Origin of the sequence: Sphingobium sp. Cam5-1, assembly GCF_015693305.1 — a bacterium.
Lineage (GTDB): Bacteria > Pseudomonadota > Alphaproteobacteria > Sphingomonadales > Sphingomonadaceae > Sphingobium.
This window is the reverse complement of sequence record NZ_CP065138.1, coordinates 686,658-699,493: the sequence shown is the minus strand read 5'-3', so window position 1 is coordinate 699,493 and position 12,836 is coordinate 686,658. Positions and strand designations below refer to the sequence as shown.

At 61.0% G+C, this 12,836-nt stretch carries 10 protein-coding genes and 1 other RNA gene; 2 read left to right on the top strand and 9 right to left on the bottom strand.

Annotated elements, in window-relative coordinates; genetic code table 11:
- Nucleotides 1–43: 43 nt before the first annotated feature.
- Together gspD and IZV00_RS03460 are read right to left on the bottom strand one after the other, a co-directional pair.
- The gene (gene gspD / locus IZV00_RS03465) at nt 44–2,224 is read right to left on the bottom strand and encodes a type II secretion system secretin GspD (RefSeq protein WP_196225790.1); all 2,181 of its coding nucleotides are present in this window, start codon (nt 2,222–2,224) and stop codon (nt 44–46) included.
- Nucleotides 2,221–3,045, bottom strand: coding sequence for a type II secretion system protein N (locus IZV00_RS03460; RefSeq protein ID WP_196225789.1), 825 nt, complete (start codon nt 3,043–3,045; stop codon nt 2,221–2,223). Before IZV00_RS03460 ends, gspD begins: the two co-directional genes overlap by 4 nt.
- 168 nt (nt 3,046–3,213) lie before the next feature.
- Here IZV00_RS03460 and IZV00_RS03455 point away from each other — a divergent pair, with 168 nt between their 5' ends.
- A complete protein-coding gene (locus tag IZV00_RS03455; RefSeq protein WP_196225788.1) occupies nt 3,214–3,861 on the top strand; it encodes a prolyl hydroxylase family protein in 648 nt (215 codons plus the stop codon).
- A gap of 3 nt (nt 3,862–3,864) precedes the next feature.
- On the opposite strand, the gene IZV00_RS03450 is transcribed toward IZV00_RS03455, so the two are convergent.
- The 7 genes from IZV00_RS03450 to IZV00_RS03420 all read right to left on the bottom strand — a co-directional run bounded on the left by IZV00_RS03450 (nt 3,865) and on the right by IZV00_RS03420 (nt 12,087).
- Nucleotides 3,865–5,319, bottom strand: coding sequence for a CYTH and CHAD domain-containing protein (locus IZV00_RS03450; protein WP_196225787.1), 1,455 nt, complete (start codon nt 5,317–5,319; stop codon nt 3,865–3,867).
- A 122-nt stretch (nt 5,320–5,441) separates the two neighbouring features.
- Nucleotides 5,442–8,120 (bottom strand): TonB-dependent receptor domain-containing protein, encoded by a 2,679-nt coding sequence (locus IZV00_RS03445; RefSeq protein ID WP_196225786.1) that lies wholly within the window; start codon nt 8,118–8,120, stop codon nt 5,442–5,444.
- A 91-nt stretch (nt 8,121–8,211) separates the two neighbouring features.
- The gene (locus IZV00_RS03440) at nt 8,212–9,798 is read right to left on the bottom strand and encodes a hypothetical protein (protein WP_196225785.1); all 1,587 of its coding nucleotides are present in this window, start codon (nt 9,796–9,798) and stop codon (nt 8,212–8,214) included.
- A 269-nt stretch (nt 9,799–10,067) separates the two neighbouring features.
- Nucleotides 10,068–10,451, bottom strand: a complete 384-nt coding sequence (locus IZV00_RS03435; protein WP_196225784.1) for a tetratricopeptide repeat protein — start codon at nt 10,449–10,451, stop codon at nt 10,068–10,070.
- 304 nt (nt 10,452–10,755) lie between these two features.
- Nucleotides 10,756–11,100, bottom strand: a transfer-messenger RNA (tmRNA) gene (gene ssrA / locus IZV00_RS03430).
- A 5-nt stretch (nt 11,101–11,105) separates the two neighbouring features.
- On the bottom strand, nt 11,106–11,618 hold the full coding sequence (locus IZV00_RS03425) for a hemerythrin domain-containing protein (RefSeq protein ID WP_196225783.1): 513 nt from the start codon (nt 11,616–11,618) through the stop codon (nt 11,106–11,108).
- Between the two features lie 67 nt (nt 11,619–11,685).
- On the bottom strand, nt 11,686–12,087 hold the full coding sequence (locus IZV00_RS03420; protein WP_196225782.1) for a DUF6766 family protein: 402 nt from the start codon (nt 12,085–12,087) through the stop codon (nt 11,686–11,688).
- 118 nt (nt 12,088–12,205) lie between these two features.
- On the opposite strand from IZV00_RS03420, the gene IZV00_RS03415 reads away from it, so the two are divergent.
- Nucleotides 12,206–12,796 (top strand): anthranilate synthase component II, encoded by a 591-nt coding sequence (locus IZV00_RS03415; RefSeq protein ID WP_196225781.1) that lies wholly within the window; start codon nt 12,206–12,208, stop codon nt 12,794–12,796.
- Nucleotides 12,797–12,836 lie beyond the last annotated feature (40 nt).

Here is a 12,836-nt window from a genome sequence, read left to right as displayed (position 1 = left end):
CGTTCGGGCCAAGCCTGTCGAAGCCCACTCTCGGAAAAGCGGTTCACCGCCGATCTCCGTTCGCCGCACCGTCCACCGGCCGCACCACCCCGCTCGATTGCCGCACCGTCGGTTCAATCACCTGCGCCGGAGCCGCCGCGTTCGGCTGCACCACCGCATCATTCGGCTGTATCGGCGCTGGCGGCTCCGCCCCCATATAGTCGCGCACCAGCTCGTCGATGCTCGGTTCCTGATCGGGGTTCCGCGCCAACTGCATGTCCCGAACATAGCCATAGCGTTGCTGCGTCAGGCGCTGCGCATCCTCCTTCGACCGCAGGATCGTCGGACGGATGAAGACCATGAGGTTGGTCTTGCTCCGGCTCTTGCTGCGCGACTTGAACAGCTCGCCCAGCCCCGGAATATCGGACAGCAGCGGAATACGCTCGATCGTCTTGCGCTCATTATCGTCCAGCAGGCCGCCCAGCGCCAAAATCTCGCCATCATCCACCGTGACCGTCGTCTCGATCTCGCGCTTGTTGATGATCAGGTCGCTATTATTGTTGGACACCGGCCCGGCGACGCTCGACACTTCCTGCCTCAGGAACAGCTTGATCGCGCCGCCCGTGTTGATCTGCGGCTTCACCTCCAGCTTGATGCCGACATCCTGCCGCTGCACGGTGCGGAACTGATTATCGAAATTCTGGCTGAGCGCCTCCCCCGTTGTGATCGGCACTTGCTGCCCGACAAGGATCGACGCCTTCTGATTGTCCAGCGTCATGACCGAAGGCGTGGAAAGGATATTGCTGTCTGTATCGGACCTCACCGCATTGATGATCGCCCCGAAAATCCCGTTCCGCCCGATCTGCGTTGCGACCCCGCCAAAGCCGCCCGTCGCGTTCATCAGGCTATCGACCGCCGCCTGCTGCAAGGTGTTAGCAAGTTGGCTGTTCTCGGTCGTCGTGGTGGTCGTCGTCACGCCTCCGTTCACGGTCGTGGTGGTCGTCTTCCCCAATTCATTCGCGCCAATAGCCCCGGCCAACGTCAACAGATTGGGCGAAGCGTTCGAATAATTGGTCGCAGCAAAGCCCGTCTTGGTGCTGCCGATCAGGAACTGCACGCCCAGCTTCTTGGCGGCGGCATCGCTGATCTCGACGATAATCGCCTCCACCAGTACCTGCTCCCGCCTGGTATCAAGTTGCCGGACGGTCTCGCCAAGCATGCGCTGCACGTCGCTGTTGGCCGCCACGATGATCGCATTGGCACCCTCATAGCGCGTCACGATCGCAGGACCCCGCGTCGAAATGCCGCCACCCGAAGAACCGACCGAACTCACCGCAGGCGCTGCAACCGGAGCAGCACCATTTCCCGCCGTCGGAACCGAGGACGTCACGGCAGAGCTGGACGATTGTCCAACCAACTGCTGCAACACAGGCAACAGCTTTTCGGCATCCGCATGTTCCAACCAATAGACGCGGATCTCCGTCCCGCTTGCCGCCTGCCGATCAAGATCGCGTGCCATCTGCGCCAGTCGCGTCACCGTCCCGGCATCGCCCCGGATCGCGACCGAATTGCTGCTGTCGATCGGCACGATAGTCGCCGCCCGCTGCGCCCCTTCGCCGCTGCTCTGCACCAGCGCCTGAAGCGAGGTCGCTATTTCTCGCGCGCCAGCATTCCGCAGCATCACCGTCTGCGTCGCCGCCGTATCGCGATCGATCCGCGCCAGCACCTGCCGGATGCGTCCGATATTGTCGGCATAGTCGGCAACGACCACGCTGTTTCCGGCGCGATTGGCCGTCACCGAACCATCCTTGCTGACCAGCGGCCGCAATGTCTCCAGCGCACTGGCCGCATCGATCGATCGCAGGCGGAAAACCTCAGTTACGAACTGGTTGCGATTGGCGCCCCGTCCAACGACGCTTGGCTGCCCGGCTGCCCCATCGGCAGGCTGAATGCGATAAGCACCGCCCGGCGCTGGAACCGCCACCAGCCCGTTCGCCCGCAGGGTCGACAGGAAGATCTCGAAATATTCCGATCGCGACAGCGGCCGGTCGGTCACGACCGAAACCTTACCCTGCACCCGATTGTCGATGATGAAGGTCCGCCCCGTCACCCGCGCGGCGTCCTGTATGAAGGCGCGAATATCAGCATCGCGCACATTCAGCGTCTGCTGCGCCATGACGGGCGAACCAACAGGCGTGGCCAGAGCGAGGGCCGTCGCGGCGGAAAGAAGGAATTTTCTGGTCATTGGCCTTGCAGAGTAAGGTTGATCGTCGAAAGGCTAGCGCCCCGCTCGACGGTCAGGGAAATGCGCGCGCCGGGCATGATTTTGCCTTGCAGCACCTGAAGGTCGCTAGGCGAGCCGACCGGCTGCCCATCGACCTGGGTGACAATGTCGCCGGGCTGAAACCCGGCATTTTGGAAGGTTGGCCCCTTGGCGGTCAGGATCAGCCCCGTGATCCGGCCATTCTGCATACGCGGCGCAAAGCCGATATCGCGCTTCAGCCCGTCCGCCGTCGGATTGTCGATCCCGGCCACAGGGCTTACAGCGCCCCCCTCTCCTGGCGCTACGGCCGCAGGCGCGGGCTGTGACTGATCAAGAAATATCTGCTCTTCCGATCCACCCCGGTCGATAGTGACATGATCGAACGCCACACCCTTCAACAACACGCCCGGCAATATCTCGTCACCCACGGCAAAGCTGTTTTGCACCCCGTCGGGTCCGGCAATGATGGCCGATCCCAAGCCCGATCCTTCGTTCAACCGAATGCCGTAGACGGTCAGCGCCAGCGAGGTCACGACCCCACCGCTCACCGCCTGCTGCGGTCCAGCCCGGTAAAAGGGGTCAAAGCTTGAAAACAATGCCTGCCGCGCCGCGAAATTCGGAAACTGCGCCTGCCGCCCTTCCCACGGCCCAAAACTGCCGACCGGCGTCAGGACGGCCCAGATCAGCCTCGCACATTGCAGCACCAACAGGCCCAGCAACAGCTTTTCGGCAACCCGCGCCCAGTCGATCGGCGCGAGGCGGCTGCTAAGGTCCTGAAAATTACTGCGAAACGCCACGCGCATGAACCTGGTAATCCCCCTTGATACCCGCGCTGCTAGGCAATTGTTTTTACTGCCGGATGACAGAAATGTGACCTATCCATGACAACCGCAATCCGCAAGCGATGACACTTGCATTTCGAGCGCCGAGCGATAGCAGAAAGGCTGCTTTCTCGCCCTCAAAGGCCGTCCATGCCTAACCAACCCATTGTGAAATCAGCCGATGCCGATCCGGCCTGGATCGCATCCCATCCACGTGTCCAGCGCGTGCCCAGCCGCGATCTGACGCTCTTCATCCAGCGCGATTTCCTGACAGCGGAAGAATGCGATGGCCTGATCGCACGGATCGAGGCGCGCCGACGCCCTTCCACCATCGCCGATGCCAATGGCGACACAGGCTTCCGCACTAGCGAGACCTGCGATCTCGATAGCGCCGATCCCTTCATCGCGGCGATAGATGAAAAGCTGGCCGCCTTCGCCGGGATCGACCCATGTTTCGGAGAACCGATACAGGGGCAGCGTTACGCCGTGGGTCAGGAGTTCAAGGCGCATACCGACTATTTTGATCCTGCTGGCCTCGACTTCGCCCGCTACTGCTCCGTCTCGGGCAACCGCACATGGACGCTGATGGTCTATCTGAACCAGCCCCCCGCGGGCGGCGCGACCCGCTTCGTGAAGATCGGCAAAACGGTACAGCCCGAGCGCGGGAAGCTGCTCGCCTGGAACAATCGCCTTGAACCCGGACGCTATAATGGCGCCAGTCTGCACCACGGCATGAAGGTACGCAGCGGCGTCAAACATATCATAACCAAATGGTTCCGGGAAAAGCCCTGGGCCTGAGCTTCAGCGCCAAAATCGCTTTCTATTCGCTAATTCATCATGGGCTTTGCGAGCCGCCGCCAGCAGCTTCTTCTTGCCCCGGCCACCCTTCACCAGATCGGCATCGACCGGCAGTCCATGCCGCGCCAACAGGGCGCCCATATTGACCAGATCATTGAGCGCGCCCAGTTCATCCTGCAAACCCTCCAGCGCATCGATATAGCGCGCGTGCCGCCGCCGCTGTTTCTTGGCGTCAAACAGACCCGCGAAAAATTCGGCCGCGTAGCGCAGCTTCTTCGCCTTCTTGCGCACTTCGTGACGGTGCGCGTCATCCAGCTTCGCCAGATGCCGTGCATGCTTCATCTGCCAGCGATGAAAATGCTGCAAACGACGCGCGGCAAACGCCTCCGCAGCCTCATCGCGTAACCTGCGGCCCTCAGCATCCGGCTCGCCCATGCCGAGCGTCAGCCATTCCACCATATCGATCATCAAGCCTCGTGCCCGATCGGATTCCAGCGCATCGATCACCCTCGCATGGATCGCCGCGCGGACGGCGGCCAATTGCTCGTGCAGTTCGCCCAACTTCATCCGTTCGATCAGCACATCCAGATCACGCGCCTCTCCCAGCAGCTGCGCCAGCCAGCGAAGCTCATCCTGAAATCGGATGACGTCTTGCGCCGCCAGCATTGACCTGAACAGCGTCAGTGCAGAACGCAGCCGCCGCACAGCTACACGCGCCTGATGCACGGCCTGGGGATTATAATGGTCGAGCAGCAAATCTTCATTCAGGCGGTATTGCCGCACACAGTTGCGAATAATCGCCGCGAACGCCACTTGCGCACTGATGCCCGGCTTCAACGCCAGTCTTTCCGCCTTGAAGCAAGCGGGCGCTGGAGCCAGCAGCTGATAACCTCGTTCCGACTTTGCCGCGACGCCCAGCCGCACCGGCACCGCCGCCTCTATCCGCCTCGCGAGCGCAAACAAGGCGGCGGACTCTCCTGCCTTCAGCTCCAGTTCGACTTCACAGATGGGCGACTGCCGCTCTCCCGCGCGGACCCATCCCCTGTCGAGCACCAATTCGATCTCCGCGCGCCCCTCGACAATCTGCCATGTGCGCCGCTCGACCTCCACCCTGAACGCGGGCTCGATCATCTCCGCTGCATCGCTCAGAATGCCCGCAATGGGTGTGCGACTATCGATCACCGGCTCGTCCTGCCTGACCGGCATTTCCCATTCCGCCCGCGAGAACAGCGCTCCGCCCCGATCTTCACTACCGGCCTTGACGGTCTGGACGCGCTCCTCCCCTGATCTGCGGATGCGCAGCGTATATCCTCGCGCTTCCAACTGCCTGTCGGGCGTGTCGAAATAGACGGCCTGAAGTTGCGCCCGGCCTCCCTCAGCGGGCAGCAGCGCCAATTGCTCAAAAGCCTCCGCCGCCTGCTGCGACAGCTCCATTTTCAGCTCGACTTCCTGCTTCACCGCCTGCCTCCGCTTCAGGCCAATCCCTAACACGGCGCAGGAAAGCGTGCGAATCACAGATGGCAAAGCGGCCGATCCGCACGAAGCAGACCGGCCGCCAAGCCTCATCACAGAAAGTTAAATCAGAGCGCCACGGTCAGTGAAGCCGCAAAGGTCGTCCCGATCTTGTAGCGATTGTAGAACACCTTGTTGCCGCCCAGTTCCTGGAATTCCTGGAACTTGCGCCCCGTGATGTTCCGCGCCTCGAACTTGAACTCGCTCTTCACCCCGCCCGGCAGGGTCACGCCCTGCCGCGCCACAAAGTCCAACGTCAGGCCCGGCTTTTCCTTGATGTCGGGCTGAAGGTTGGGGCCACGGCTGGTGACGCGCGGGCTGGCATAGGTCAGCAGCAGCGTCTGCTGCGACAGCCTGTCCGTATCCTCAAGGCCCAGTTGCAGGTTCACGAGATGGTCCGACTGGCCGGTCAGCGGCACCCCATCCTGGAAATAGTCGGACGCAGCGGGCAACGGGCCGGTCGTATAGCTGTAGGGCGTGGTCGTGTCGCCCGCGCTCACCTTCAGCTTCGACTGCGTATAGGTGTAGTTGCCGATCAGCACGATCCTGCGGCTCTGGAAGAAGGGGCTGCTCCAGTTATCGAGCGGCAGATATTTCTGCGCTTCGAATTCGACGCCATAAAGCGTGGCTTCGGGCGCATTGGCGAAGCTGGTGGTCACGTCATATTTGTCGTTGATGGTCGTGTAAGTCTCGATCGGATTATCGATCTTCTTCCAGAATGCCGCCGCCGTGAGGCGCTCGTCCCGACCCATATACCATTCCGCGCGCAAGTCGGCGTTCCACAGCTCGCTGTCCTGCAAGAAAGGATTGCCGCGATAGAAGCGGTTGGAATCGGTATCGATATAGGGCTGGGCGATCAGCTCGCGGAACTGCGGGCGCGCGATTGTCTTGGAACCGCTCAGGCGGAACTGCAGACCCTTGGCCGCTTCGACGGTGATCGTCGCGGCGGGCAGCCAATATTCCTTGTTGATGCGGTTCACCGGCTCAACGCCTGTATTATAGACGTCCACGCCCGTCACCGACTGGCGGCCCTTCTCATACCGCACGCCCGCGTCCACGGTCACGCCAGCGAGAGGCTGCACCTTCAGCTGCGCATATCCGGCATGCGTCCGCAGCGCCGCATCATAAACGGGATAGTTGCCCGAAAAGTCCAGCAGCGGCATGTCGAACAACTGGATCGACGCATCCGACAGAAGATAATCGGGCCGCAACTGCTGCACCGCGATCGGCAGGTTGGTCGCGTCGAAATGCAGCTCATAGCGCGAGGACGTGCGCTTCGTGTCGCTGAACGCATAACCGACCGTCGCCGTCAGGTCGGGCGAGAATTTATAGCTGAGGTCCCAGCCCGCCGACCACAGGTCTTCATTAAGGTCGCTAAAGGTGATCGATGCATCGCCCCGCTGGCGGTTCAGCGCATTGACGAAGCGATCGCCGACGGGATCGACTGCCAGGTCGCGATTGGTCCGCACATATTCAAACTCGCGCTCATAGGGCGCTTCCCGCTGCGAATTGGCATAGCCGCCGCGCAGGTCGAGGCTCAGGCCCTCCATCAGCTTGAACTCGCCCACCATCTGCGTGTCGATCAGCTGCCGCTCATACCAGGCGGTATTCTGCTTCATATAATCCGCGCCCACGATCGCGCCGTCATTCTGCCCCAGCGTCAGGGAACCGCGCTTCAGCGTGTCGCGGATATAAACATTGGTCCAGCGGATCTTCTGATCACCCAGTTCCAGGCCAACCCCGAACAGGCTGTTGAACGTCACCTCATTGTCCGTCGATACCTGAACGCCGTTCTTGCCCGGCGCCTGCTCAAGGTTGATCGACGCCTGCTGTAGCGAGGAGCGTGTGCGCCACTTGTTGCTGTAGGACGCGGTGAACAGCACGCCCAACCGACCGTCACTGCCCACATCCATCGCCGTCCCGGCATTCAGCGATCCGGAAAAGTTGAACGGCAGGCTGTTGGTGCGCTGGAGCACGGAAGTCTTCGCATTCAGCAACTGCATCGAAATCGCCTGCAGGTCGCCGCGCGTCATGTTGGAAAATGGCACGCCGCTACCGAATGCCTGCGCCAGCAATGGCGGAACGTCGCGCGAACCGTCGTCAAAGCCGGTCCAGTCCGACTTTGATCCATAATAAGTGTAGCCCATATTGCCCGACGTCTCGGTATTGGCCGAACTTCCGATTCCCAGCTCAAGATAGCTTTCAACCGGAATAGCCTTGGTCGTCAGGTTGATGACGCCACCGCCAAACTCGCCGGGGAAATTGGCCGAATAGCTTTTCTGCACCATCGTGGATGCGATGACGCTGGTCGGGAATATGTCGAGCGGCACGACGCGCTTCAACGGTTCCGGGCTCGGCAGCGGCGATCCGTTGAGGAGCGCCAGCGAATAGCGATCGCCAAGACCACGCACATAGACATATCCGCCCGACACGACCGAAAGGCCGGTCACACGCTGCAAGGACCCGGCGATATCGCCTTCGCCCGTGCGCTTGATGTCGGCGGCCGACAGGACGTTCACTACCTGCGGCGCGGCCTGAGATATGTTGCTGGTGCGGCGTCCCGTAACAATGATGTCCGATCCGGGAACGGAAACGTCGACATTGCCGGTCTGCGCATCGGCTTCTTCGGACGCACTCGGCACGCCTGATGTGGGCGCGCTATCGGTCGTGGTCTGCGCCATCACCGCCGGAGCGGAAAGAGCGGTCGAAATCAGGAGCATGCGCGCCAGGCTGAGCGGCTTCGACATGGCTTGGGGTCCCCCTTGGGAAAATTCTTTTGCAAAGAGAGCGGGGAAGCGGCTGTGCACGCTCCCCCGCCCTGTTCAGGGTTCAGGTCGATCAGGTGGTCGGAATGGCGGTGCAGTTCTTGCTGCTGCTGCCAAAACTCGCCGTGACCGAGTTACAGGTCCAGCCTGCATACCAAGTGTCGTTGCTGTCCTTCACCGCGCCGACATAGTTGGTGGTGGTGAAGTTGCTGTCGATCGTCTTGGGGTCGATCGCGGTGCGGGCCGTTTCCGTCGCGCCGTTGATGAACAGGCTGGTCAGCGACGGCGTATACGCAAAGCTGCTGTTCGGATCGGTGGAGAAGATCGACTGGACCGTCGTGGCATCGACGCCGCCAGTGCCCTTGAACGGGGTGGCGTTGCACTGCATCACGACCGACAGGTAACGCGGCTTGCCCGCATCCTGCAGCGCCGCATCAGCGTCACGCACCGTCGCCGCGCTGTTGATGCGCAGGCAGCTCTGATCGGGGCTGACGATGATGCCGTTCACCATGGCCAGGTCGGCACCACCGCGCAACAGCATGGCCGCGCCGTCATCACCGGTATTTGACCGCTGGATGTGCGTGAAGTTCGCGACCTTCAGATATTGGCGTGGCAGCGCGTCTTCGGAGAAGCTGGTGCCGGTCGTCGAACCATTCGAGTCCGTTTCGGTGAAGGTGTCACCGATATTGTTGTTCGCACGCTGGACCGAGATGACGAACTGCGCCGTGCCGCGGAAGCCTACGTCCGTATCCAGATTGTCGTCCTCATTGCCGGTCAGGACCAGATATTTCATGTGGGTCGAACCACCGAAAGCCTCGATGCCGTCGTCCGAACTGTTGTGGACCTGAATATGGTCAAGCTGCGTGCCGGTGCCGACGCCCGAAGGGGTCAGGCCCTGCAGTTCCTTGCCATTCGCCAACACGAAGCCGGAATAGCGGATCTGGACATAGCTCATGCGGCCCGAATTGTCGGCGTCATTGTCGCCGCCATAGAGCGCGCCAGTCGTGCCCTCAGTGTCGCGCTGGCAGGCGGTGGTGCCCGGAGCCGCGTTAGGCGCCTGATCGCAGTCCGTGATCTTGGCGCGTCCCAGCAGCACGATGCCGCCCCACTGACCCGAAGACTGGTCGGTCGCCGATCCGGTGACGTTCTCGCGGCTGGTGAAGACGATCGGCTGCGTAGCCGTGCCAACAGCGTTAATCTTGTTCCCGCGATTGACGGCCAGGAACGCGCTGCCAGTGCCAGCGAACACCACAACGCCCGGATCGATCGTCAGCGTGACGTTGCTCCCGGTGCTCGCAGCGCCCTGATCGGTGCCGACATCGACGCGGCCGGGGAGCGAATAGATGACGCCAGCCGTCTTGGCGATCGCGGTCGAGCTGTTGAAACGTGCGGGGAAGCCGCAGTTACGCCATGTGTTGGTGCCATCGCTGATGGTGCCAAGGTTGGTCAGCTGATCTGCACCCGAAATGGTCGGACAGTCGGCGGCAGCAGTCACATTGCCCGGCGTTGGAGTCGGCGTCGGGCTTGGCGTAGGCGTCGGCGCGGGCAGGACGATGGTCCCCTCGCCCGGCGAAGCGATGTCATCGGCACCGCAGGCGCTCAGAGCAGCGCAAGCGCAACCCGCCATCAGGATGGTAGTGATACGATTAGTCTTGACCATGTCGTCTCCGCTCCGGTCATGCCGGTTTGTGGTAGGATGCGGAGCGAAGGGGATTCACGAATCGGACAACGCCCCCTGCCGCCCTCAGTCGCCGCAGCTAGGCGCGCCAGATGACAGAGACATTTTGCTTCCGTGACGGGAGAGTGACTTTAAAATGACAGTTCAAAGACTCTTGTTGCACTTTGATGATTGCGAGGGCCGCGAACGCAACAAGAAGGGCGCCGTCACACCGACGACGCCCCACTGTTCAATGACTTAACGCTTCAAAGTCAGCGCATGGCGTAGCTCGCCTCCAGACGGCCAAGCGCGCGGCGCGCAATATCCCGTGACGACGCTTCCTCACCATTCGCAAGCAGCAAAGTCGATTCCGGCGCAAAGCGGGCAGCGCCATAAGCCTCTCGCGCATCCTTCATCCGCCCCAGGCCTGCATAGGCGTTGCCAAGATTGATCAACCGAGCTGGGTCGTTCGCCCCGTCTGGCCACATAGGCGCAAGCCGACGGATGGCCTTTTCATAATCTTTTGCCACCAAGGCCGGAGCGGCCAATCGCCCATCGGGAACACCAACCACAACCACCTCATCGGATGCAGCCACGGCCGCGCCCGACATGCCCCCCGCCAGCACCAGCCCGATGATCGCCGCTACCTTCATCATCCAATTTCTCCCAAAAAAACTTTCTACAATAGCCGGGATTATTTCATCTTGATGACAGTTGAACAAGCAGCGAACCGTACACAAAAAAGGATTTTTACTCCTTACGATTCAACATGTTATAATATTTTCTTCTAAATGTCATAAAACTGTAATTGAACCGTCTTGGTTCTGAGCGACCGATTCGCGGTGGTAGATTTACCCACGCATTCGATAATGCGGCCACCCGCGACGCAGGACGACCACAAAAATCTCTCGAATGAAGGAAGTCCGGAGGATTCTGTTGCCCGGCTCCTCCGGAAGCCGCTGAATTCCCTTCTGTTGCCCGGTGGGTTCAACCGCGTTCTTTTTGGGTAATGTCAGGCCGTGAGGCCATCAATTACGCAGCAAGAGCAAGAGCCTCGTTATCGTTGGCACTTACGTGTTTTGAACATTTTTACGGCTTACTCAGGCCGGGTGAAGACATCGCCTTTCAACACACGTCGATCCTAGTTCGGCCCCGTCAGACACCCCGTGCAAGCCGGGATATGTGGTGGAGCCGCCGGGTACTGCCCCCGGGTCCGCTGCGCCTATTACACGACACGATTTATCACCATAGCCGGGCGAACCCGGCAGAACCCATATGGGGCAGCGCTCCCCATTTATCAACCTTTTCGGTCAGGCCGGGACCAGATGAACGGCCTTGGGCTTGGCGACCGGCAATCCGCTCGCTTTCGCCTGTGCCATCAATTCCTGCTTGCGCGCCAACATCCTGTCGCGGAGGTCGACCAGATCGACATCCGCCTTCCGGCACTGGGCGAACATGCCGTCCGACTGCCTTTCCTCTTCCTTCACATGGTGCTTGATCTCTTCGGACAGCACCTTGACCTTGGCATCGTAGAAATCATCTTCGGGCGACCCGGCCTCGATATCATTTACCAGCACCTTCGCACCGTCATGCTCGACATAGGCTTCGTCCAGCGTGTCGTCCTCGATCTTGCCACGGAAGGCGGGGTAGAAAATCTCCTCCTCGATCATCGTGTGGATCTTCAGTTCGGTGCAGATCTGATACGCGATGTCCTGCTTCCGGTTCGCGGCCCTTGCCTTCTCATACTGGTCGAACAACTCCTCGACCTTGCGGTGATCAGCTTTCAACAGGGCGATCGCATCGGTAAACTCAGCTTTGGCCATTTCCGTCCTCCTCACGAACACATATCGTCAAGAAGCGGCTGACAAGCTTCCGGGTTCCGTCCCGCTGTCATTCATAGCCCAGATCATGACCGTGCGGCTTCGCGTGCCCCCCGGCGCGCAGATAACGGCTGTCGATTTCGCGGATCAACTGCTCGGCATCCTTGCCCCCCGCCATTTTCAGCAGCTCGTCCACCTTCACTTCCAACCGATCGTCATTTTCCTTGGAGGCTGGCGAGCCGACATAGAGGAAATAGGCCAGGCCCACGACTTGCCAGATCAGCTGGAGAAATTCCGACTGCCAATTCTCGAACGTATCCCGGCCCATCTCGATGGCATAGGCCGCCAGTTCAGGCACCTGCCCGTGCGTCTTTGCGTCATCCACATAGGCCCACCAGCCAAACACCCAATGACCCACGATCGACACCAGGAAGAACAGGGCCGTGATCCAACCATAGGCATAGCGCTTCATACCATCCTCCCTCATGTCGCTCCGGAAGGACAACGCAGAAGCATGTAGCCGGTTCAGCCAGCGCCAAGCGCCGATTCCGATTGGCCCGGCGCGCTTCGCTCTCTATAGCCATGCTCCCATGATCCTCGTCATCGACAATTATGACAGCTTCACCTGGAACCTGGTCCATTACCTCATGGAACTGGGCGCAGAGGTGGAGGTCGTCCGCAACGACGCCATTTCGGCAGGCCAGGCCCTCTCCAGCGGCGCCAGCGCCTTCCTGCTTTCACCCGGTCCCTGCACGCCCAATGAGGCGGGCGTCAGCCTAGACCTCGTCGCCGCCGCCGCCGACGCAGGCGCGCCCTTGCTGGGCGTATGCCTCGGCCATCAGGCGATCGGCCAGCATTTCGGCGGGCAAGTCGTTCGGGGCGGCCTGATGCATGGTAAGACCTCCCCTGTCACTCATGACGGCACAGGGCTTTTCGCGGGCATCCCATCGCCCTTCACCGCGACCCGCTATCATTCGCTCATCGTGGATGACATTCCGCAGAGCCTCATCGTGAATGCGACCAGCGAGGATGGCTCGGTCATGGGCTTCCGCCATCAGAGCCTTCCGATCCACTCGGTCCAGTTCCATCCGGAAAGCATCGCCACCGAATATGGGCATGAGATGCTGGCAAACTTCATGCGGATCGCCGGGATTCCGGTGAAGGAGCGCGCGGCGGCCTGATTCGGTCAGACTTTCCCGCACCCCACCCTCGACTCCTGCG

Excerpts from the sequence above, each read along its gene's own strand:
- IZV00_RS03435 (WP_196225784.1), bottom strand. The coding sequence starts at position 10,451 with ATGATGAAGGTAGCGGCGATCATCGGGCTGGTGCTGGCGGGGGGCATG.
- IZV00_RS03460 (WP_196225789.1), bottom strand. The coding sequence starts at position 3,045 with ATGCGCGTGGCGTTTCGCAGTAATTTTCAGGACCTTAGCAGCCGCCTC.
- IZV00_RS03440 (WP_196225785.1), bottom strand. The coding sequence starts at position 9,798 with ATGGTCAAGACTAATCGTATCACTACCATCCTGATGGCGGGTTGCGCT.
- IZV00_RS03445 (WP_196225786.1), bottom strand. The coding sequence starts at position 8,120 with ATGTCGAAGCCGCTCAGCCTGGCGCGCATGCTCCTGATTTCGACCGCT.
- IZV00_RS03455 (WP_196225788.1), top strand. The coding sequence starts at position 3,214 with ATGCCTAACCAACCCATTGTGAAATCAGCCGATGCCGATCCGGCCTGG.
- IZV00_RS03425 (WP_196225783.1), bottom strand. The coding sequence starts at position 11,618 with ATGGCCAAAGCTGAGTTTACCGATGCGATCGCCCTGTTGAAAGCTGAT.
- gspD (WP_196225790.1), bottom strand. The coding sequence starts at position 2,224 with ATGACCAGAAAATTCCTTCTTTCCGCCGCGACGGCCCTCGCTCTGGCC.
- IZV00_RS03415 (WP_196225781.1), top strand. The coding sequence starts at position 12,206 with ATGATCCTCGTCATCGACAATTATGACAGCTTCACCTGGAACCTGGTC.
- IZV00_RS03420 (WP_196225782.1), bottom strand. The coding sequence starts at position 12,087 with ATGAAGCGCTATGCCTATGGTTGGATCACGGCCCTGTTCTTCCTGGTG.